Genomic DNA, 19,672 nt, shown 5'->3' with positions numbered 1-19,672 from the left:
GACAGAAAGGCATGCCGCTCGGACTGCTCGCCCTCGCCATCGGGGGCTTCGGCATCGGACTCACCGAGTTCGTGATCATGGGTCTGCTGCCCGAGGTGGCCGCCGACTTCGGCGTCACCGAGTCGGTCGCGGGATGGCTCATCTCCGGCTACGCGCTCAGCGTCGCGGTCGGCGCCATCGGCCTCACCGCCGCCGTGACGCGATTCAACCGCAAGCACGTGCTGATCGGGCTGATGGTGCTGTTCATCATCGGCAACCTGCTGTCCGCGCTGGCCCCCGGCTACGCGGTCATGATGACCGGCCGCATCGTCGCCGCGCTCTCCCACGGCGCGTTCTTCGGCATCGGATCCGTGGTCGCCGCCGACATGGTCGCCCCGGCCAAACGTGCGGGCGCCATCGCGATGATGTTCGCCGGTCTGACCACCGCCAACGTCCTGGGAGTGCCGTTCGGCACCCTCCTCGGCCAGCAGCTGGGCTGGCGATCCACGTTCTGGGCGATCACCGTCATCGGTGTCGTCGCCCTGATCGGCATGGTGACCCTGATCCCGAAGCGCGTCTCCACCGGCGGCCGGACGGCGGGTGCGGGACTGCGCGGCGAGGTGGCGGCCTTCGCCCATCCGCAGGTCTGGTTCTCCCTGGCCGTCACGGTCCTCGGTTTCGGCGGCATGTTCGGCGCCTTCACCTACATCGCCTACACCCTGACCGAGGTCAGCGGGTTCGCCACCAGCACCGTGCCGTGGCTGCTGATCCTCTTCGGCGCCGGCCAGTTCGCCGGAAACCTCATCGGCGGCAAGACCGCCGACAGGTCCCTGTCCGGCACCCTGATCATCGTGCTGCTCGCGCTCACCGCCGTACTGGTCGTGTTCGCCCTCACCGCGCACAGCCAGGTCATGACCATCATCTCCCTGGTGCTGATGGGAGGCTTCGGGTTCGCCACCGTACCGGGGCTGCAAATGCGGATCATGCACTACGCCGGGCGGGCCGAGACCCTGGCCTCCGGCGCGAACATCGCCGCCTTCAACATCGGCAACGCCCTGGGCGCCTGGCTCGGCGGCCTGACCATCGCCGCCGGCCTCGGATACGCCTCGACGATCTGGGCCGGCGCCGCCCTGACGCTCGCCGGTCTGGCGGTGTTCGTGGTCGCGATCAGGCTCGCCACCCGTCCCACCCAGCAGGCCCCCGCCCGCGAGCCCGCCGGGAGCACGGCCTGACGTCCCCGGGTGCGTTCTGCCGCCTCCCGGTACGCCGGATGACTCACGCCTCATTCATTTGACCTTCATATCGGTGTGAGGGTTTCGATACGGGGCATGCAAGGCCGTATCGAGCGACTCCCGGGCCCGGTTGCCGGATCGTCGAACCGGCGTCCGCCACCGGGGCACGGTCGCCGGCCGCCTTCGTCGCCTTTCCGGCCGAAGCACCGGCGGGCGTCCCGCCCGCGATGGGTGCCGATCTCGCGGTGAGCGAGCCCGCGATGGCCGGAGACGGCCCGCTTCCGTCCCGGACATGAAGAGGGACGGGGCGACCTGGTTCCGTCCCGGGCACGAAGAGGGTCGGAGCGGCCTGGTTCCGTCCCGGGCACGAAGAGAACGGATACGGAGAATGGCGAAGTCGATATCGGGTCTTGATGAGCGGCTGCGGCGCACCTCGCCGGTCCGGTCGATCCAGATGGGCGACACGACGGTGACGTACGTGCCGGACGGCGCCGCCCAGCTCACGCCGCGGTGGCTGCCGGACACCACCGACGAGGTCTGGGCCGCCCATCCGGAGTATCTCGACGCCACCGGAAACATGGTCGCGAGCATCGGCGGGCTCCTGGTGGAGCACGACGGCCGGTCCCTGCTGATAGACGCCGGGTTCGGGCCCTGCTCGCTTCCCGCCGAGGCGGGCCGTCCGCTGGGCGCCATCCACGGCGGCGACCTTCTGGACAACCTGACCGCGCTCGGCCGCCGGCCCGAGGACGTCGAGGCCGTCGCCATCACCCACCTTCACACCGATCACATCGGCTGGGCCTGGCAGCCCGTACCCGGCACCGACCGGCTCGCCTTCCCCGATGCCGACTACCTGGTGGCCGAGCCGGAATGGTCCGGACGCCACCTCATCAAGGCTCACATCTCCCCGAACGCCCTCGACGTCCTCGGACCCCGTGTCCGTACGGTCGGAGAGGGGGAGGAGATCTTCCCGGGCGTGCACGTCATGCCCACCCCCGGGCACACACCCGGTCACACCGCCTACGTCATCGGCTCGGGCGACCTGCGGCTGATCGCGTTCGGTGACGCCATGCACTCACCGATCCAGATCGACCACCCCGAATGGTCCGCCGCGCCCGACTACGATCCGAAGCAGTCGGAGGACTCCCGGCGCCGCCTCATCGCCGAAATGGCGGAGCCCCGCACCATCGGGTTCGGTGTCCACTTCGCCGACGTCATCTTCGGCCGGGTCGACCCCCGCGCCGATGGGCTCGCCTGGCAGCCCTATCGCGCATGACCGAGACGAGGTGCTGGACGTGGTGGCGAGCCGCGTACCGGCTCGGGGCGGCTCCGAACGCCGTGCACAACGCCGGGTGCCTCCTCGCACCCGGCCAGGCACCGCGTCACCGAGTACTTACAGTGTGGAGGACCCGTCCTTCAGGAAAAAGCGTGGAACGATCGAACCTGGTGGTCTCCCGGTTTTTGTCGGTGGGGCTCGATAGGTTGCCCGGTGTGTCGCGCTACCGGCTGCAGCCCTCGCCCGCTCAGGACTCCTTGTGGGGTGGTCGCCGTTGGAATCCCCTGCCCTTCAGGCAGAGAAGGATGTCAAAGCCGTAGAGCGTGGGCGGGTGACTCGGCGTCGCGCCAGCCGGGAATCGACTCGCCCGCCGCCCAGGTGGCGTGGGTGCCGCTGGAGATGCGCTCGGGAAGCCTGAGCCTCGCCAGCGGACCGTCGGCCACCCTGGCCGCGTCGAAGATCAGGCACTCGGAACGATCGTCGTTCATGTCGGTGGTCAGCGTGACGAGGTAACCGTCGTCCTCGGCGGAGGATCCCACTCGCGGCGCCATCGCGGGCTCGCTGCCGTACACGCCCGCGGGCAGCCCGAAACGCTCCTCGGTCCCGGTGAGCAGGTCGTGGCGGACCAGCCCGTCGAACAGGAACCACCCCTCCAGCCCGGTCGCGGCGTAGGTGTAGCGGTGGCGGCGGCCGCCGTAGGCGTTGTTGAGCACGCCGAACTCGGTGATCGAGTCGGTCAGCCGCTCCTCCGTGCACCGCCCCGTCACCAGGTTCAGCCGCCAGCGGTGCAGCCGGGTCTGCATGCGGTCGAGCGCCAGGAAGCGGAACATCCGCCGGTACAGGCCGCCCTCACCGGTGTCCTTGGGCTCGGGGCAATCCTGGAAGAACCCGTCCAGGACGATCTCGTCGCCCTCCTCGTAGGCGTTGACCCAGTGCAGGACGTAGGTGGCATCGGCCTCGAACCACTGGATCGGCCGGCCGCCGCGACGGGGGACGACGGCCAGCCTGGTCGGCAGCTCGGGGTGGAACCGCGCCGCGTACAGGCCCTTTGTCATCAGCTCCGGATCCCAGAACATGGGGCAGTCGTTGAGGATGGCGTAGTTCTCGGTGAAGGCCATGTCGTGCGGCAGCCGCGGCCCCGGGAGCGGGACCTCCACGTAGTGGCTGAGCCGGTCGTCGGCGCCGACGACCCCGTAGTGCATGTAGGGCTCGTCGGTGCCGTAGTTGAAGAAGAGAAGCTCGCCGGTGCGCGGGTCGGTCTTCGTGTGCGCCGAGACCCCGCAGTCGTAGGGGAAGGCCCCGCCCCACTCCGCCTTGCCCAGCGTGTCCAGGGTCAGCGGATCCAGCCGGTAGAGGTCGCCGCACTGGTAGAAGCTGGTGAGCGCGACGCCCGCGTGAACCACGACGTCGGTGCTGGAGGCGTCCTTCATCCGGCCCCGGGCGCCCCAGCCGTCCTGGCGCGGCGAGGAGGCAGGTCGCTCGGCGATCCCGGCCCAGAGCGGTTTCCCCGCCTCCCGCTCGGCGAGCAGCCCGTCGGTGCGGATGAAACGGTTGCGGTAGAAGGCCTTGCCGTCCCGGAAGCCGACGACGTGGACCATGCCGTCGCCGTCGAAGGGGTGGTAGCGCTCGAGCGCGGGGTGCACCGGGTTCTCGGTGTTGCGCAGGTAGACCCCGTCGAGGTCGGCCGGTATCTCTCCCTCGACCACCTCCAGGTCCTCGGCGCGCCACTCGGTGGTCTGCGGCCGCCACGGCCCGGTGCGGTAGGGGTGGTCGTCGTCCTGCGGCAGGGTCGACAGCACGCGTCCGACGACTTCGACGTCCAATGTTCTTCTCCTCAGATGGCCGCGCCGAACCCGGTCGTCCGGTCCCCTCGGATGGTTGAGCCGGACCCGGTCGTTCGGCCCCGACGAGGAACCCGGCGATCGTCTCCCCCATTCTGATCCCCCGCGTGCCCGCCAACAAGGGCGATCAGGCCTGGCGCCACTCCGCCACGGTGCCGGCCTCGTGCACGCGCAGGTCGGGTGCGCCCTCCAGCGCCTTCTCCTCACCGCCGGGGGTGTAGGTGACGATCAGGCGCAGCGGGCGCCAGGTCGCGTTGAAGGTCGAGTGGTAGGCGCCCGCGGGGATGTGCACGGTGTCGCCTTCCCTGATCGTGAACGGCTCGCCGTCGGCGACCGTCTGCACGGCCTCACCGGAGATCACGTAGAGGATCTCCTCCGCGTCCGGGTGGTTGTGCCGGGCGTGCCCTCGGCCCGGGTTGACGATGACCTCGCCGAAGGTGCTGCCCGCTCCCTCGACGGTGGACGGGGTGACGAACCATTTGATGAACCCCCAGTCGAGGGCCATCGTGGGTACGGCGTCCGGGCTCACATGCACGACATCTCCTCAGAGCTTCACGGTTCGGATCTCCGGGGGCGGAGGATCGGTGATCTAGAACTTCAGCGACTTGAAGGCCCTGACCTGCTCGGTGATCGCGCGCTCCGTCGGCAGCCGCTCGACCGACGACGCCCCGAAGAATCCCACGACCCCCTCGGTGTGCTCCAGGACGTAACTCGCGTCCGGCGGCTCGGCGATCGGGCCGCCGTGGCAGAGGACGAGGATGTCGGGCCGGACGGCCACCGCGGCGTCGCGCATCGCCTGGACCCGTTCGACGGCCTCGTCCAGGGTCAGGGCGGTACCAGCGCCGATGCTGCCCGCGGTGGTCAGCCCGACGTGCGGGACCAGGACGTCGGCGCCCGCCTCCGCCATGGCCCGCGCCTGACCGGGGTCGAAGACGTAGGGCGCGGTGACCAGGTCGCGCTCGTGCGCGAGCCGTACCATCTCGACCTCCAGGTCGTAGCCCATGCCGGTCTCCTCCAGGTTCTGGCGGAAGACCCCGTCGTACAGGCCGACGGTCGGGAAGTTCTGCACGCCGGCGAAGCCCATATCGGCCAGCTGGTCGAGGAACCTGGGCATCAGCCGGAACGGGTCGGTGCCGCACACCCCGGCGAGGACCGGGGTGTCGCGGACGACGGGAAGCACCTCCCCCGCCATCTCGACGACGATCTGGTTGGCGTCGCCGTACGGCAGCATCCCGGCGAGCGAGCCGCGGCCCGCCATCCGGTAGCGGCCCGAGTTGTAGATGATGATCAGATCCACGCCGCCGGCCTCGGCGCACTTGGCGGACAGCCCGGTGCCGGCGCCCGCCCCGATGACCGGCCTGCCCTCGGCGACGGTACGGCGGAGCCTGGCAAGAACGTCGTCGCGATTCATCGGGCGCCTCCTGAGGTAATCGTCCGGCGTGGCTGGATAGGGCCGTATGCACGGTTCGCCCGGCCATGCTGGGCGGGCATGCCCGGACGATTCATCCCGCGCCTCCGGAGGAGATCATCAGGTGCAGCCGGTCGGCCATCGCACGGCCGAAGTCGAGGTCGTTGACGTGCAGGTCGAGCTCCTCTATCCGGACGGCGGAGCCTCGCAGGCCCTCGCACACGGCCTCGAAGCAAGCCTGGTCGGCCTTCGGGTCGTGGAACGCGAGCCCCGGGGAGTCCAGGGCGGAGACTCCTCCGCGCGGGAGGAAGAGCGTGGTCGGACCGATCGCGCCGCGCAGCTTCCCCGCCACCCGGTGACCGAGTTCGGCCATCTCCTCCTCCGTGGTGCGCATCAGTGTCACGGTCGGATTGTGGATGTGGAACAGCCGTCCCTCGAAACGCTCGGGCACCGTGTCCCTGGGACCGAAGTTGACCATGTCCAGCGCTCCGGGGGCGACCACCTGGGGCACGCCGCTCGCGCCCGCCGCGGTCAGCCGCCCGGGACCCGCCGACAGCACGCCGCCGACCAGGTCGTCGGCCAGCTCGGTGGTGGTGAGGTCGAGCACCCCCGCGATCAGCCCGCTGCCGACCAGCGCCTCCAGCGCCTGTCCGCCGGATCCGGTGGCGTGGAAGACGAGGACCTCGTATCCGAGCTCCTCCAGACGTTCCCTGGCGGCGTCGACCCCGGGCGTGGTCACGCCGAACATCGACGCGGCGACGAGCGGACGGTCGTCGACGTCGACCGGGACCGCGACGTGCGCCATGCCCGCCACTGCGGCCGCGGCGTTGCCGAGGATGCGCCCGGAGACCCGGTTGATGCCCGCGATGTCGACGACGCTGTACATCAGCGTCACGTCCTTGGCACCCACGTAGGGGGAGACGTCGCCGGAGGCCATGGTCGACACGATGACCTTGGGCAGCCCGATCGGCAGGTCCCTGACGGCTCGGCCCGCGATCGAGGACCCGCCGCTGCCGCCCACCGCGAGTACGGCGTCAAGGCGGCCCTCGGCGTACAGCTCGGCCAGGATCGCCGCGGCGCCCTCCCCCATCGCCGTGACGGCCGCGCCCCGGTCGCCGGCCGCGCGCAGCGCCTCGATGTCGGCTCCCCCGGCCCTGGCGACCCGGCCGTTGTCGATGTCGGCCGCCACCCGCGGCTCACCCACCCCCGCGTCGACCAGAACGACCTCGCAGCCGAGGTCGCGCAGGCGCTCACGGAGCCAGGCGTACTCCTGTCCCTTCGTGTCCAGCGTCCCTATCAGGCAGATCGTCGGCATCTCACGCCACGCCCCTCTGCTCGAAGTCCTGTCTCGTCACGTTAACCGCGTTGATCGGCTTCGGGAACCCGGTGTACCGGACACAGGCGAAAAGCTGAACTCGCGATTCGTTCCCGCGCAATCCACGATTCGTCGCCGCGCAATCCAGATGAGGCCCCAATGCTCCTAGAATGTCATTCTAGGATTGGCCGGTTCACCGGTCCGGAGCGCAAGGAGCCCACGTGCACGTCTCACCGGAACTCCCAGGACTCCCGAACCTTCGGGAGCTCGGTGCCGTCTTCGACCACACCGCCGTCGCGGCACCGCGGATCAGGGATCTCCTGCCGATCTACCATGACCTGCTGGGTGGCACCTTCCGGGGCGGCGGCGACGTCCCGCTCGGCGGCTACCGTGTCATGCAGCTCACCTATCCGGGCGGCAGCAAGATCGAGCTGATGGAGCCGCTCGCCGGATCCACCTTCTTCGACAGCTTCTTCGAGCTCACCCGCGGCCGGGGCGGCGTGCACCACCTCAACTTCCACGTGGACGACATCGACCTGGCGGTGTCCCTCCTCACCGAGCGCGGCTACCGCCTGCACGGCCTCAACCTCGGCGACCAGAGGTGGCGCGAGGTGTTCCTGCACCCCAAGGAGGCTCACGGCGTACTGATCCAGCTCGCCCAGCCCGGCCCGCGTGACGCCGAACCCGACCCCTCCCTCGACGCCGTCCTGGCGGGCAGGGGCCGCCGGGGCAACGGAATCCCCAGCCCCGCCTGATCCGTGCCCTGAACGGCACCGCAGGCCCGGCACTTCCCGCCCGCGCTGTTTCCGAGCCGGCCCGAGGCGCCGGCTCAGCCGCTCTGGTGGGGCCTGGCCTCGTCGGCGGCCGCCGTACCGGCCGCGTCCAGGGGCGTTTGAGCCGGTACGGCCCAGCTCGCCAGCAGGTTCATGGCCTCCTGCGAGGGAGAGCCGGGGTTGGCGGTGTAGATGAGCAGCACCTGCTCAGGGTCGATGGCCGTCAACAGCACTTCGTAGTCGAGCTCCATGTCCCCGACAAGGGGGTGATGGAATCGTTTGGTGCCGAAGGCGCGCTCGACGACGTGGTGATCGGCCCACAGGCGGCGGAAGTCCTCGCTCTTCGCCCTCAGCTCACCCACCACTTCGACGATACGGCTGTCACGGGGGTGACGTCCCGCGCACAACCGCAGGATGCCAACGAGCTGGCGAGCGACGTCGTCCCAGTCGCGATACAGCACACGCGCGGACACGTCCAGGATGATCCAGCGCACCAGGTTGCGGTGCTCGGGCGGCAGGGCGTCGAAGTCGGTCAGCAACACCCGCCCCATACCGTTGCAGGCCAGCACGTCCATCCGGCGGTCCAGAACGAATGCGGGTTGCCCCGACAGAGCATTCATGAGCTGGTAGATGCCGCTGCGGACGCGCTGTCCCTCGGCCATCTGCCGACGGTCGCACGCGGTCCTCGGCCGAGCCAGATCGAACAAATGATCCCGCTCGACGTAGTTCAGCCGCAACGCCGTGGCCACGGCGTCCAGCACGGATTCGGACGGAGTGATGCTCCGGCCCTGTTCCAGACGGGTGTAGTAGTCGGCGCTCACCCCTGCCAGCTGCGCCAGCTCCTCCCGACGCAGGCCGGGAACCCGCCGATACGGCGAGGTCGCGGGCAGCCCGACCGACTCGGGCTTGATCTGAGCCCGCCGGTTACGCAGGAACTCCCCGAGTTCAGCGTTTCGGGTCATCATTCCATGGTGCCCCGCCGCTCTCTCGTCCGGTTCGCCCGGGGGGGTGTTTCGCTCCTAGGCGTTGACCTCCTAGGTCGAACTGGGCTCCCACCCGGACTTCGCAGGACGCCAGAACCGGCGTTACTAGGTATATGGGCTGGTCACAACGGTTGTTCTCCACAAAACGATGCGTAACCCCACGCGGGCCGTGACCATCTCATGGGACCACCCGGCACTCACCCTCCCGACGTGCCTGAAGCCGGGCCCGGATCTCTGGCCGGCATCACCGATGGCGGTCGAACCTGTCTGAGCTGAGCGGGCGTTGACCGCGCCTGATCGGGATCGTCGCCGGCGGCCTCGTGCTCATGGACGGGCTCGCCGCCACCCTGACCACCGGTCGCCAGTGGTCCGAGGCCGTCGTATGCCCATGGCGACGACAACCGCCGGACACCCCGGATCAGCGGCGTCCAGCGCGATCGATCAGGAGAACATCCAACAGGGAGAACGCAGTGAAAACCTGGTTCATCACCGGCTGCTCCACCGGTTTCGGCCGCCAACTCGCCCAGGCCGTGCTGGCTCACGGCCACAGAGTCGTCGTCGCCGCCCGTGACCCCGAGCAAGTCGTCGACATCGCGCAGGAAGGCGGTCGGCGCGCGCTGGCACTGAAGCTCGACGTCACCGACCACGAGGAGGTGATCTCCACGATCGACCGGATCGTGGAGACCTTCGGCGACATCGATGTGCTGGTCAACAACTCCGGCATCGGCTGTTTCGCCGCGGTCGAACAGAGCGCCGACGACCCGATCCTCCTCGGAGCGGAGCCGAATGTCTTCGGGTTGCCGGACAAGGCCCTGCTCATCGAGCCCAGCGAGTTCTACATCGGCAAGATCTGCTGTTCGCAGGCGGCCGCGCCGGCGGACGAGATCGCCGACTGCGCGCCCCCGATGGACGTACGGCGGCCGGCCGTCCGCGAGGAGTGCGACGACCCCCAGCGCGTGGCCATGACGATCATCAGAGCCGCCGACGCCGACAACCCGCCGTCCCGGCTGTCATTCGGCCGTGACGCCTACGAGTTCACCCTCGTCAGGGTCGGCGAACTCCGCAGAAAGCTCCGATCATAAAAACCGGAAAGTTTTTCCCAAAAGTTGAGCGGTCCATCCGTCGAAAGCCCATCTAAAACAGAATTCTAGAATCATGCGTCTACTCTTAGGGCGACTGGGACAACGCCCCACCCCGAGAGGATGCGATGACACGCAAGCCCGGCGCCTGGGAGTGGAGCCGTACGGCGCAGACCCGCAGGAGCATGCTCCAGGCCGCCCGAGAGGTCTTCACCGAGCATGGCTTCGCCGACGCGGGGGTAGCCGACGTCGTCGAACGCGCGGGCCTGAGCATCGGCAGTCTCTACCATCACTTCGGGGGCAAGACCGAGCTGTTCCTCGCCCTGTGGGAGAACCACCAGAGCGAGTACGAGGAGAACGCGGCCGGGGCCGTGTCCAGGGCCCGCCAGTCGGGCGTCCAGGACCCCCTCGAGCTGTTCATCGCCGGCGCCCGCGCCTTCCTTGAGGGTGCGTGGGAGCGCCGGGACCTGGCCCGGCTGTTCATGGACGGCGACGCGCCACCGGGGTTCGAGCTGATGCGCCGCACCCGGGGCCGCACGTGGGTCGGGCAGAACGCGATCCTGCTGGGGGCCGGAGTCTCCCCCCTCGACCGCCTGACCGTCGCCGTCCTGACGACGGTCATCGGCGAGGCGGGCCGTGAGGTCGCCACCTCCGACAGCAGGGAGGACGCCGAGCAGATCACCGAGGCGGCGATCGAGCTCATCCGCCGCCTGGACCCGCTCCGCGACCTCCCCCACCCGCCCCGTGACCCGCTTCTCAACGCCCCTTCACTCTAGATCGCCCCAGCCCCATGGCCGCGCGGGAGAGCCATCGGACCGGCAGCCGAACATGTCCGACGACGGATCGCCTCGGATGCCGCGGTAGAGCTCGAACAGGCCCTACGCAGGGGCGGAAGACGCCGTCCGCATCGGCGCCCGTGGATGCCCGGCGCCGGGTGTCGTCATCGGCGCGGCTCCCAGCGGAAGATCCGGGAGGCCAGCGCGAGGGCGACAACGACCCAGCTCAGGGTGGGCGCCAGGAGGATCAGGGAGTCCGCGAGAGAGGCGCCGCCGTTCCAGGCGTTGAGGACCAGTTCGGTGGCCGAGCCGCCCGGAAGCAGTCGTTTGAGCAGGGTGAGCTCCTCGGTGCCGGAGATTCCCACCCAGCTGACCACGGCGATGGTGCCGAGGCTGACGGGCAGCGTGGTCACCTGGGCGTGCTCGGGGGAGTTCGTCACTCCCGCGGTGGCCAGCCCCAGGCCGAGCATCATGATCACCATTGAGAGGACGGCCGCCGCCAGGAGGAGGACGTTGTCCGGCTCGCCGGTGACCACGGCGAACACGGTCATGATCACGGCCACCTGGACCAGCGAGATGACGGTGATCGGGAGAAGCAGCCCGGCCAGGATGGCGGTGTCGCCGACCGCGGTGGAGCGCAGCCGCTTGAGGAAGAGGTTCTGCCGGCGTGAGGCCAGGGTGGTGACCGTGGTGGTGTAGAGCCCGAACGCCCCGACGGTGAACATGACCACCGCCGCGATGTATCCGAGGCTGCCCAGGGCCGCGAAGCCTTCGTGCTGGTAGACGAAGACCGCGCTGACCGCCGCGGGCATGATGAGGCTGGTGACCAGAACCAGCCGGTTCCGGAAGAGCTGGACCAGCTCACTGAGAGCGATCGGGAACATGGCGAAGGTCCTTTTTATTGGGAGTGTTCTGGGGAGAGTTCCGGGAGCGGGTCTAGTCGCTGCCCAGGGCGCGGAAGACGTCGTCGAGCCGGGTCGGTCCGGCTTGGAGTTCCTGCAGTTCCACCGCGTGGTCCTGCGCCCAGCGAAGCAAGGTGAACAGGTCCTTTTGCAGGTCGAAGGTCTCGATGAGGACCTTCCCGCCGCCCTCGCGCGTGGCCTGCAGCGGTAGCGCGGGGACGGGGTCCGCGAGAAGGAAGCGGATGGCGGCCGGCAGCATCCGCGTCAGCTCGGAGACGGTCCCCTCCCGGTAGAAGGCGCCCTTGTGCATGAGGCCGATGCGGTCGGCGCGCTGCTGCGCCTCTTCCAGGTAGTGCGTGGTGAGCACGACGGTGGAGCCGTCTTCGCGCAGCCTGTCCACGGCGCCCCACAGATCGTCTCGGGACTGGATGTCCAGACCGGTGGTGGGCTCGTCCAGGAAGATCAGCTCGGGCGCTCCGTACACGGCGGTGGCGAAGTCCAGGCGCCGTTTCTCACCGCCGGAGAGCTGGGACACCTTGGTGGCGGCCTTGCGGGTGAGGTCGACGATGCCGAGCACGCGTTCGACCTGGTCGGTGCGCTGGGTGAGTTTTCCGATCAGCCGGACTGACTCCCTCACCGTCAGGTCCGGCGAGAATCCGCTCTCCTGCAGCATGATGCCCATCCTGGGCCGCACGGCGCGCCGGTCGCGCGGGCTCTTCCCGAAGACCCGCACGGTGCCCGAGGCGGCGGTGCGGTGGCCTTCGACGGTCTCCAGGGTCGAGGTCTTACCCGCCCCGTTCGTGCCGAGCAGCGCGTAGAGCTCCCCGCGCTCCACCTGGAAGGACAGGTCTTTCACGGCGTGGAAGTCGCCGTAGGTGAGGTTCAGACGTTCAACGTCGATAACCGGTGTCGAGGACATGCCGTCGATCTCAGCAGCCGCAGTGCTCACCGGGCAGTGCGACCATGTCATGACCTCGCCATGACATTTCTCGCGGAAAGACATGACGCAGCGTCACTGGCGCCACCATGAAGCCGGAAGAATACTGAAAAACTCTGCTATTCGATCCCGGAGAGCCACCCATGGACACCGAAGCCCCGCGCACTCCGCCGACGGTCAACATGGCCGTCCGCCTCATGGTCTGCGCGGCGTTCCTCCACCACCCCGGTGCCGATCTCCTGCCCGGTGGCGTGGAGCCGTGGCCGGAGCACAGCCGGTGACCGATGTGGACGGCGGCCCTCACCGTGGCGAGCGTTCCGGTGCTCCCGCCGCCCGGCCTGACGACTCCCCGGCCGGGCGAGGACCGACGGGGCCTGCTCGGGCAGGGTCGCACGCGAGGTCCGGGCACACCGAGACGGCACGGGGACGGCTGCGCAGACTCAACCTCGTCATGTTCCTCCCGCTGCTCGCCACCGTGGGGGCGCTGCTGGTGGTGACGGACGCCCGGACCTGGTGGCAGGCCGTGGTCCTGGCTCTGGGCGTGGTCGCGGCCCTGGTGGCCTTCGTATGGTGGGCGGCGCGCGACCTCTCCCGTGTCGCACTCCCCTGCCTGATCGTCACCGCGGCCGTATGGGCCCTCGGCGTGCTGGTGACGGGCAATGACACGGCGTTCTACGGCATCTCGATCGTGGGTCCCCTGACCATCCCTCAGTTACCGCGCCATCGAGGATGGGCGGCGCTGGGGGTGACCGCCTACGTCGCCGCGACAGGCGCGGCGCGGCTGTTGGTGACAGAGGAACACCTGTCCGGCGTGCTGATCGCGTACGTCATCGTCCCCGCGGGCGTCACCGCGGTGCTGACCGGCCTCATGTTCCCCAACCAGAGGTTCTACGGCCTCGTGGCGGAGCTGGAGGAGGCACGAGAACGCGAAGCCGAGCTGGCCGTCATCCGAGAGCGCATGCGTTTCGCCAGCGATCTGCACGATATCCAGGGCCACACGCTGCACGTGGTGAAGCTGAAGATCACGCTGGCCCAGAGGCTGCTGCACAGCGACGCCGAACGGGTGGAGCAGGAACTGCGCGAGGTGCACACCCTGGTCAGCGACACCATCAACCAGACCAAGGAGCTCGCCTACGCGCAACGGCGGCTCAACCTGTCCGCGGAGCTGGAGAACGCGAAGAACCTCTTCGAGGCCGCAGGCATCCGCGTACGCGTCGACCGTGAGGCCGAGGTCGACGCGCACGTGGGCGAGCTGCTCGGCCAGGTCCTGCGAGAGACGACGACCAACATCCTGCGGCACGCGCAGGCCGGGCAGGTGCGCATCACCCTGTCGGAGTCGGGCATCGCCATCGTCAACGACGGCGCGCGGGAGGCTCCGCTGCCCGAACTGCGGGGGCTCGCCACGCTCAGGGAACGAGTGGCGGGCAACGGGGGCGAGCTGACGGTGGAGCAGAAGGACGGGCGTTTCCTCACGGCCGCGGCATTCCCGCACGGTCGCTCGGACGCGGCCCGCTGAAGCGGGGAAGGACGACTGATGACCACCGTGGTACTCGCCGACGACGAGGCACTCCTGCGCAAAGCACTGGCGGCGCTGCTCCCCCTCGAGGGCGAGATCACCGTGCTCGCCGAAGCGGAAGACGGGGAGGCCGCCGTCCAGGCCACGCTGCGACACCAGCCCGACGTGCTCGTCATCGACCTGGAGATGCCCGGTATGGACGGCCTCGGTGCCGTGGCGGAGATCCGCCGGGTGCGGCCGGAGCAGGTGATCCTCATGCTGACCCGCCATGCCAGGCCCGGGGTGCTGCGCAAGGCACTGAAGCTCGGTGTCCAGGGCTTCGTCAGCAAGTCCGCGGAACCGGCACACATCGTCTCGGTCATCGCGACTCTGCACGAGGGCAGGCGATGGATCGACCCCGATGTCTCCGCCCTCGCCGTCGTCGACGACTGCCCGCTCACCGACCGCGAGCTCGACGTGCTGCGAGCGACCGGCGAAGGCTACTCGGCCGCCGACATCGCCGCCCGGCTCCACCTGGCGGAAGGCACGGTGCGCAACTACCTCTCGAACGCGATGCAGAAGACCCAGACCCGGACCCGGCACGAAGCGGCGCGGTACGCGCGTGAACACGACTGGCTGTGAGCGCCGAAGGCGATCACAGAAGGCCGATTGGCTGCCCGCATTGCCCAGAGCCATGGGTGACAGCGGCCGCCGCGTCCTCCTTCTGGAACGTGGGCCGGACCGTTTCGATCAGAGCGTCGCAGCGGCCCTCACGTGGCCTGCGACGGCCGCCTGCCGTTCTGCAGCGCGTTGGGCGCCGCCTTCCCGACCAGGTCGGGGATCACCTGGCCGAGCTCGGCGGGATCCCAGCGGGATCCCTTGTCGACCTCAGGTCCCGCCTGCCAGCCCTCCGCCACGCTGATCACACCGCCCCTGACGTTGAAGACCCTGCCGGTGATCTCCCTGGCCTCCTCGCTGGCCAGCCAGACGGCCAGCGGTGCCACGTTGTCGGCCTGGAAGGCGTTGAAGTCGGTGGAGACGGGCCGGGGCCTGCCGGACATCAGGTTCTCGGTCATCCGGGTGAGGGCGGTGGGGGCGAGCGCGTTGACGGTCACGCCGTACCTGGCCAGCTCCTGGGAGGCGATGACGGTGAGCGAGGCGATGCCCGCCTTGGCCGCGCCGTAGTTGCCCTGCCCCGGATTGCCGTAGATGCCCGAGGAGGAGGTGGTGTTGATGATGCGCGCGTCGACGTCCACCCCGCTCTTGAACCGTTCGCGCCAGTAGGCGGCGGCGTGCCGCATCGGGGCGAAGGTGCCGCGCAGATGGACCCGGATCACCGCGTCCCACTCGTCGATCGTCATGTTCACCAGCATCCGGTCGCGCAGGATGCCGGCGTTGTTGACCAGGACGTCCAGCTCGCCGTAGTGGTCGATCGCCGCCTGGACGAGCCGCCCGGCGCCGTCGAAGTCGGAGACGTCCTCGCCGTTGGCGATGGCCTCCCCGCCCATCGCCCGGATCTCGTCGACGACCTCTCCCGCGGGTCCCTCCGACGAGCCCGTGCCGTCCACCTTCGCGCCGAGGTCGTTGACGACGACCCTGGCGCCCTGCCGGGCGAACTCCAGGGCGTGGCCGCGCCCGATGCCCCGGGCCGCCCCGGTGACGATGACCACCCGCCCCGACACGATGCCGCTCATACGACCTCCCAATTTTAGAATAAAGTTCTAAATAGGAGCGTGTCGAAGATCGGGGCTGATGTCAACGCCCCCCTCCGGAGGCACCGGCCGGTGATGGACACGACCACCTCGTAGGCCCGATGGGAATCAAGCGGCGGCCTGACCGTGCCGTCCTTGCGGCGGGCGCCGGCGCGAACAACCGCCCCTTACCCATGGCGTTGCCGATCCACGTGGCGGCGAACCACACCTCCGGCGTGGAGTAGTCGTAGCACGCCCACGCCCGATGCTGCCACGACTGGTCCGGCTGGAAGGCACGGAGGCGACGAGCAGTCCACCGGGCGGGATCAACCTCGCTCATCATGTCCACCGGAGGCCTCTTCTATATCGTCGGTATATCTTTTCAGGGAGGCCGTGTATCGTAGGTATAGATGAAATCAGGACGAGAGAGCTTGCTCGAGGCTGCGCGCACGCTGCTTGCCGAGCACCCCGAGCGTGAGCCCACTACACGCGAGCTATACGAGGCGGCGGGCGTGGCCGCACCGACGCTCTACCACCACTTCGGGGACAAGGGCGGCCTGATCGAGGCAGTTGTCGAAGAAGCCTTCACCACCTATCTGGAGCAGAAGCACGCCCTCCCCCGTACAGGCGACTGGATCGTCGACTTCGGGGCCGGTTGGGACATGCACATCGGCTTCGGCGTAGAGAATCCCGTCCTTTACACGGTCATGTACGGCCGGGCCGACGGGCGGCGCTCGCGCGCCGCGCAGACCGCGGAAGCCGAGTTGCGCCGCGGTCTGGAGCATCTTGCGGATGCCGGGCTCCTCCTGATGGATGTTGACGAGGCGATGGCCGTGACGACGGCGATGGCCGTCGGCTGCGTTATGCAGCTGAGCCACTGCGGCGGGTCCGCCACCGGCCCGGTGGCACGAACGATGCGGTCCGCGCTGCTGTCCCAGCTCGTAGGGGTCCAGCCCGAAAGCGACGACGCCAACCAGGCTGTCCAGTCGCTGCTCGCCCGGCTCAACTCCGCGACGGGGCTGTTCACCGATGCCGAGGAGGCGCTACTGCGCCAGTGGTTGCGCACGCTCGCCGAGCACTCTGAACCGGTGCCTGGCGACGACGGCGGCGTCGCACCGGCGACATCCCGACAAGTCGCACGACGAAAGGACTGAGGAGATGTCCAACACCACCAATGAGAAGTTCATCGCCGATCACCTGGTAGGAGGCCAGGACCGCGTTCCCCGCCTGGGGTACGGCGCCATGCAGTTGGCGGGCCCCGGAGTGATCGGGCTGCCCGACGACGTGACCGGCGCGATCGAGGTGCTGCGCGGCGCCGTGGACCAAGGGGTCCGGTTCTTCGACACCGCCAACGCTTACGGCCCGCGTACCGTCAACCAGATCATCGGGCGCGCGCTCAGCCCCTTCGCCGACGACGTCGTGATCGGGAACAAGGTCGGGGCATGGCGCGACCCAGCCGGTGGCTGGACGCTGGACCAGCGGCCGGAGACGTTGCGGGCCCAGGTGGAGGACGCGCTGCTCGACATGCGCACCGATGTCAGTACGCTCACCTACCTGCGTTTGCGGGGAGACAGCCAGGCTCCGGGCGATGATGCGCCACCCGAGGACGTCCCCCTTGAGGAGGCGCTCGGTGCCCTGGTCCAGCTCCGCGACGAGGGCAAGATCCGCCATATCGGGCTGTCCGGCGCCTCTCCCGAGATGCTTGAGCGCGCCCAGCAGGTCACGCCCATCGCGGCTGTCCAGAACCGCTTCAACCTGGTCGATCGCAGCGGAATCGAAGTGCTGCAGTCCTGCGAGCGGCAAGGCATCGCATTCGTGCCGTTCTGGCCGCTCGCGTTCGGTTACCTCGGCGAACTCGAGACGCTCACGAGGCCTGCTCGGCGGCTCGGAGCCTCCACCTCGACTGTGGCCCTGGCATGGCTGCTGCGCCGCTCGCCGGTCATGGTCCCGATTCCGGGCACCAAGTCGCTCGCGCACCTGCGCGACAACATCGGGGCCGCCGAGGTCGCGACCCAACTGACCGACGACGAGGTCGCCGCACTGACCGCGGTCGAGAACGAAGAGTCAGCGACGTTGAGCAAAATGCCGGCTCTCATGACGGCCGCCTTGGTGCGCGCCGGCGTACGGCCTTCGACTGACTGAAATCCTCGTACAGGGCAGACGTCACCGAACCACCGGCCGGCTCGGCGAGCGCACCGCACCGAGCGCCGAGCTTTTTGGTGGATCTACCGTACTGCAGGGCCGGCGTCGATCACCGGGTGGTGTCCCAGGCCGTCGTGGTCGCCACCGGCGTCGCGACCGGCTCTCCGCACACATCATCGACCTCATCCGCACCCGCGACGCACTCGACGGGCTGATGGCCGTGAACCGAGCCCATCGTGAGAAGCTGCGGGTACCGCTGGCCGGCTGACCACCCCCTGATCCCGCTCACCATACGAGGGAGGTGCCCTGCTGATGCACCTCCCTCGCGGCTCAAAATACGCCGGATACGAAGTCCGTTCGATCAGCTATATCGCCGGCTGATTCGCCGGATTCACCTCGATCATCTCGATGCCGAGCAGGTCGGCCACGGCGCGCAGTTCGGCGGCGCGGTGGCCGGTGCCCAGGGCCCAGTGGTGGGAGATGCCGGTCGCGCTCCAGGCGTCGGTCCACTCGCCGGGGTCGCACCCGAAGTCCACCCGCGAGGTGGTGTTGCCGATCCGCAGGTGCGGGCCGTCCACCGTCTTCCCCTCGGAGACGACAAAGGCGAACTTCCCGTCCCGCTTCTGCAGCAGGCCGAGGGCGGTCACCGGGCCGTGCGTGACGTCGAACTCGACCGACACGCCCCAGCCGCGCTTGCCGTGGTAGACGCCCAGCCCGCGGAGCAGCGGCCGCTGCGAGCTGATCGCGAGGTGGGCGGGCCCGTCGTGGCCCATCTCGACGTGCCCCCGCAGGAAGTCCAGGGCCTGGAACTCGGTGAAGGAGCCTCCGGCGCCGAGCCGGTCCATGATGAGCATGGCCAGGGAGGTGCGCAGCTCGTACTCTCCCGCAGCGGGTATCCCCCTGGCGGTCAGCAGGGACGCGCCGAGGATCATGCCGGCGCCGAGGCGCTCGTGGATCTCACCGTCCAGGCCCCGGTGATAGTAGGCCAGGCTGTCGAGGGCGAAGTCGTCGACGAGCCGGTCCAGGCCGACCGAGACGCGGGCGGCCCAGGAGAAGTCGTCGTCGTTGACCGTGTCGGCCAGCTCGAAGACCTCCCTGGCGAGGTCGGTGCGCTCCTTGACCTCGGCGTCGGTCACCTTCTCCACCCGTACGCGGAGGTCGTCGAACTCCAGCACCTCGACGTGGCCGCCGAGGTTGACCGGGATCAGGGTCAGGTCCGTGGCCACGTCCAGCATGCCGGGGTAGAGGTGGCCCATCAGGCCGTGCCGTCCCCGCCGGAGGGTGGCGCGCACCCCGGCCGCCTTGACCCAGCGTCCGATCTTGGCCCAGGCCCGCTCGTCCTCCAGGTATCCCGACACCGACCGGAAGGGGATGCCGGCTCTGATGAAGGTGTTGGCCATCTCCGGCAGCGGGCAGGCGCCGCAGTAGGCCAGCCACTGGCCGGTGTCGAAGGTCTCGTGGTCCATCGACTCGGTCGGCTGCAGGTTGATCAGCAGCACCGGCGCGCCGCTGCGCTGCGCGACGGGGAGCAGCATGGTCGCGGTCATGTAGGTCGTCAGGAAGCCGACGATGATGTCACAGCCGGCCGCGCGGAGCTTCTCCGCCGCCACGGCGCCCTCCTGGGCGTCGGAGATGAACCCGACGTCGACGACGTCGCAACCGAGCTCGCGCATCCGCTCCGACACCCGTTCGGAGGAGCGCCGGAGCTGCGGCAGCAGATCCGGGAACTGCGGCCAGTAGGCTCCGAGGCCTCCCGCGACCAGCCCCACCTTGGTCCGGGGGGCGTCGATCCGGTTAAGGGCGGTGGTCATCTGCTGTCCTCTCTCGTCCCTGCGGGCCTCGTCTC

General features: G+C 69.2%; 19 protein-coding genes. 10 read left to right on the top strand and 9 right to left on the bottom strand.

Translation table 11 applies throughout. The annotated features are described in order from the left end of the window. Nucleotides 1-11 precede the first annotated feature (11 nt). Both DKM19_RS18625 and DKM19_RS18620 read left to right on the top strand, forming a co-directional pair. Entirely contained in the window at nucleotides 12-1,211 is a 1,200-nt protein-coding gene (locus tag DKM19_RS18625; protein ID WP_110696866.1) for an MFS transporter, read from the top strand. 388 nt (nucleotides 1,212-1,599) lie between these two features. Further along, entirely contained in the window at nucleotides 1,600-2,484 is an 885-nt protein-coding gene (locus tag DKM19_RS18620) for an MBL fold metallo-hydrolase (RefSeq protein ID WP_110696864.1), read from the top strand. Nucleotides 2,485-2,792: 308 nt separating this feature from the next. Here DKM19_RS18620 and DKM19_RS18615 read toward each other — a convergent pair whose 3' ends face one another. The 4 genes from DKM19_RS18615 to DKM19_RS18600 all read right to left on the bottom strand — a co-directional run bounded on the left by DKM19_RS18615 (nucleotide 2,793) and on the right by DKM19_RS18600 (nucleotide 7,048). After that, nucleotides 2,793-4,307, bottom strand: a complete 1,515-nt coding sequence (locus DKM19_RS18615) for a carotenoid oxygenase family protein (RefSeq protein WP_110696862.1) — start codon at nucleotides 4,305-4,307, stop codon at nucleotides 2,793-2,795. A 145-nt stretch (nucleotides 4,308-4,452) separates the two neighbouring features. After that, entirely contained in the window at nucleotides 4,453-4,860 is a 408-nt protein-coding gene (locus DKM19_RS18610) for a cupin domain-containing protein (RefSeq protein WP_204358856.1), read from the bottom strand. 54 nt (nucleotides 4,861-4,914) lie between these two features. Next, the gene (locus tag DKM19_RS18605; protein WP_110696860.1) at nucleotides 4,915-5,736 is read right to left on the bottom strand and encodes a phosphoenolpyruvate hydrolase family protein; all 822 of its coding nucleotides are present in this window, start codon (nucleotides 5,734-5,736) and stop codon (nucleotides 4,915-4,917) included. A 91-nt stretch (nucleotides 5,737-5,827) separates the two neighbouring features. After that, on the bottom strand, nucleotides 5,828-7,048 hold the full coding sequence (locus DKM19_RS18600; protein WP_110696858.1) for a Tm-1-like ATP-binding domain-containing protein: 1,221 nt from the start codon (nucleotides 7,046-7,048) through the stop codon (nucleotides 5,828-5,830). 221 nt (nucleotides 7,049-7,269) lie between these two features. On the opposite strand from DKM19_RS18600, the gene DKM19_RS18595 reads away from it, so the two are divergent. Next, complete coding sequence (locus DKM19_RS18595) at nucleotides 7,270-7,803, top strand: VOC family protein (protein WP_110696857.1); 534 nt, start codon at nucleotides 7,270-7,272, stop codon at nucleotides 7,801-7,803. Between the two features lie 74 nt (nucleotides 7,804-7,877). Here DKM19_RS18595 and DKM19_RS18590 read toward each other — a convergent pair whose 3' ends face one another. Next, complete coding sequence (locus tag DKM19_RS18590) at nucleotides 7,878-8,783, bottom strand: helix-turn-helix transcriptional regulator (protein WP_110705793.1); 906 nt, start codon at nucleotides 8,781-8,783, stop codon at nucleotides 7,878-7,880. A 491-nt stretch (nucleotides 8,784-9,274) separates the two neighbouring features. On the opposite strand from DKM19_RS18590, the gene DKM19_RS18585 reads away from it, so the two are divergent. After that, on the top strand, nucleotides 9,275-9,886 hold the full coding sequence (locus DKM19_RS18585; protein ID WP_162641585.1) for an SDR family NAD(P)-dependent oxidoreductase: 612 nt from the start codon (nucleotides 9,275-9,277) through the stop codon (nucleotides 9,884-9,886). A 125-nt stretch (nucleotides 9,887-10,011) separates the two neighbouring features. Beyond that, entirely contained in the window at nucleotides 10,012-10,659 is a 648-nt protein-coding gene (locus DKM19_RS18580) for a TetR/AcrR family transcriptional regulator (protein WP_110696853.1), read from the top strand. A 164-nt stretch (nucleotides 10,660-10,823) separates the two neighbouring features. Here the strand turns inward: DKM19_RS18580 and DKM19_RS18575 are convergent, their stop codons facing one another. Together DKM19_RS18575 and DKM19_RS18570 are read right to left on the bottom strand one after the other, a co-directional pair. Next, on the bottom strand, nucleotides 10,824-11,543 hold the full coding sequence (locus tag DKM19_RS18575) for an ABC transporter permease (protein ID WP_110696851.1): 720 nt from the start codon (nucleotides 11,541-11,543) through the stop codon (nucleotides 10,824-10,826). Nucleotides 11,544-11,595: 52 nt separating this feature from the next. Next, the gene (locus DKM19_RS18570; protein WP_110696849.1) at nucleotides 11,596-12,480 is read right to left on the bottom strand and encodes an ABC transporter ATP-binding protein; all 885 of its coding nucleotides are present in this window, start codon (nucleotides 12,478-12,480) and stop codon (nucleotides 11,596-11,598) included. A 161-nt stretch (nucleotides 12,481-12,641) separates the two neighbouring features. Between DKM19_RS18570 and DKM19_RS49535 the strand changes: the two genes are divergently transcribed. The 3 genes from DKM19_RS49535 (at nucleotide 12,642) to DKM19_RS18560 (ending at nucleotide 14,635) form a co-directional block, all read left to right on the top strand. Beyond that, nucleotides 12,642-12,779: a hypothetical protein gene (locus DKM19_RS49535; RefSeq protein WP_162641583.1), complete on the top strand. Its 138-nt coding sequence runs from the start codon at nucleotides 12,642-12,644 to the stop codon at nucleotides 12,777-12,779. A 170-nt stretch (nucleotides 12,780-12,949) separates the two neighbouring features. Further along, the gene (locus tag DKM19_RS18565) at nucleotides 12,950-14,014 is read left to right on the top strand and encodes a sensor histidine kinase (protein WP_110696847.1); all 1,065 of its coding nucleotides are present in this window, start codon (nucleotides 12,950-12,952) and stop codon (nucleotides 14,012-14,014) included. A gap of 18 nt (nucleotides 14,015-14,032) precedes the next feature. After that, nucleotides 14,033-14,635 carry a response regulator transcription factor gene (locus tag DKM19_RS18560; RefSeq protein WP_110696846.1) on the top strand — a complete coding sequence of 201 codons (603 nt, stop codon included), beginning with the start codon at nucleotides 14,033-14,035 and terminating at the stop codon, nucleotides 14,633-14,635. Nucleotides 14,636-14,763: 128 nt separating this feature from the next. Here DKM19_RS18560 and DKM19_RS18555 read toward each other — a convergent pair whose 3' ends face one another. Beyond that, a complete protein-coding gene (locus DKM19_RS18555; RefSeq protein ID WP_110696844.1) occupies nucleotides 14,764-15,687 on the bottom strand; it encodes an SDR family oxidoreductase in 924 nt (307 codons plus the stop codon). A 428-nt stretch (nucleotides 15,688-16,115) separates the two neighbouring features. On the opposite strand from DKM19_RS18555, the gene DKM19_RS18550 reads away from it, so the two are divergent. Further along, entirely contained in the window at nucleotides 16,116-16,838 is a 723-nt protein-coding gene (locus DKM19_RS18550) for a TetR/AcrR family transcriptional regulator (protein ID WP_204358855.1), read from the top strand. 4 nt (nucleotides 16,839-16,842) lie between these two features. Next, a complete protein-coding gene (locus tag DKM19_RS18545; protein ID WP_110696839.1) occupies nucleotides 16,843-17,826 on the top strand; it encodes an aldo/keto reductase in 984 nt (327 codons plus the stop codon). A 365-nt stretch (nucleotides 17,827-18,191) separates the two neighbouring features. On the opposite strand, the gene DKM19_RS18535 is transcribed toward DKM19_RS18545, so the two are convergent. Next, nucleotides 18,192-19,637, bottom strand: a complete 1,446-nt coding sequence (locus DKM19_RS18535) for an L-fucose/L-arabinose isomerase family protein (protein ID WP_110696837.1) — start codon at nucleotides 19,635-19,637, stop codon at nucleotides 18,192-18,194. Nucleotides 19,638-19,672 lie beyond the last annotated feature (35 nt).

The sequence above is a fragment of the Streptosporangium sp. 'caverna' genome (assembly GCF_003203775.1).
Classification (GTDB): domain Bacteria; phylum Actinomycetota; class Actinomycetes; order Streptosporangiales; family Streptosporangiaceae; genus Streptosporangium; species Streptosporangium subroseum.
The sequence above is the reverse complement of the archived record's forward strand: the minus strand, read 5'-3'. Positions and strand labels throughout refer to the sequence as shown.

Bases quoted from the DNA above. Each gene is read 5' to 3' on its own strand.
- DKM19_RS18575 (WP_110696851.1), bottom strand. From the start codon at position 11,543: ATGTTCCCGATCGCTCTCAGTGAGCTGGTCCAGCTCTTCCGGAACCGG.
- DKM19_RS18625 (WP_110696866.1), top strand. From the start codon at position 12: ATGCCGCTCGGACTGCTCGCCCTCGCCATCGGGGGCTTCGGCATCGGA.
- DKM19_RS18605 (WP_110696860.1), bottom strand. From the start codon at position 5,736: ATGAATCGCGACGACGTTCTTGCCAGGCTCCGCCGTACCGTCGCCGAG.
- DKM19_RS18620 (WP_110696864.1), top strand. From the start codon at position 1,600: ATGGCGAAGTCGATATCGGGTCTTGATGAGCGGCTGCGGCGCACCTCG.
- DKM19_RS18565 (WP_110696847.1), top strand. From the start codon at position 12,950: ATGTTCCTCCCGCTGCTCGCCACCGTGGGGGCGCTGCTGGTGGTGACG.
- DKM19_RS18590 (WP_110705793.1), bottom strand. From the start codon at position 8,783: ATGACCCGAAACGCTGAACTCGGGGAGTTCCTGCGTAACCGGCGGGCT.
- DKM19_RS18580 (WP_110696853.1), top strand. From the start codon at position 10,012: ATGACACGCAAGCCCGGCGCCTGGGAGTGGAGCCGTACGGCGCAGACC.
- DKM19_RS18555 (WP_110696844.1), bottom strand. From the start codon at position 15,687: ATGAGCGGCATCGTGTCGGGGCGGGTGGTCATCGTCACCGGGGCGGCC.
- DKM19_RS18535 (WP_110696837.1), bottom strand. From the start codon at position 19,637: ATGACCACCGCCCTTAACCGGATCGACGCCCCCCGGACCAAGGTGGGG.
- DKM19_RS18570 (WP_110696849.1), bottom strand. From the start codon at position 12,480: ATGTCCTCGACACCGGTTATCGACGTTGAACGTCTGAACCTCACCTAC.
- DKM19_RS18545 (WP_110696839.1), top strand. From the start codon at position 16,843: ATGTCCAACACCACCAATGAGAAGTTCATCGCCGATCACCTGGTAGGA.
- DKM19_RS49535 (WP_162641583.1), top strand. From the start codon at position 12,642: ATGGACACCGAAGCCCCGCGCACTCCGCCGACGGTCAACATGGCCGTC.
- DKM19_RS18600 (WP_110696858.1), bottom strand. From the start codon at position 7,048: ATGCCGACGATCTGCCTGATAGGGACGCTGGACACGAAGGGACAGGAG.
- DKM19_RS18560 (WP_110696846.1), top strand. From the start codon at position 14,033: ATGACCACCGTGGTACTCGCCGACGACGAGGCACTCCTGCGCAAAGCA.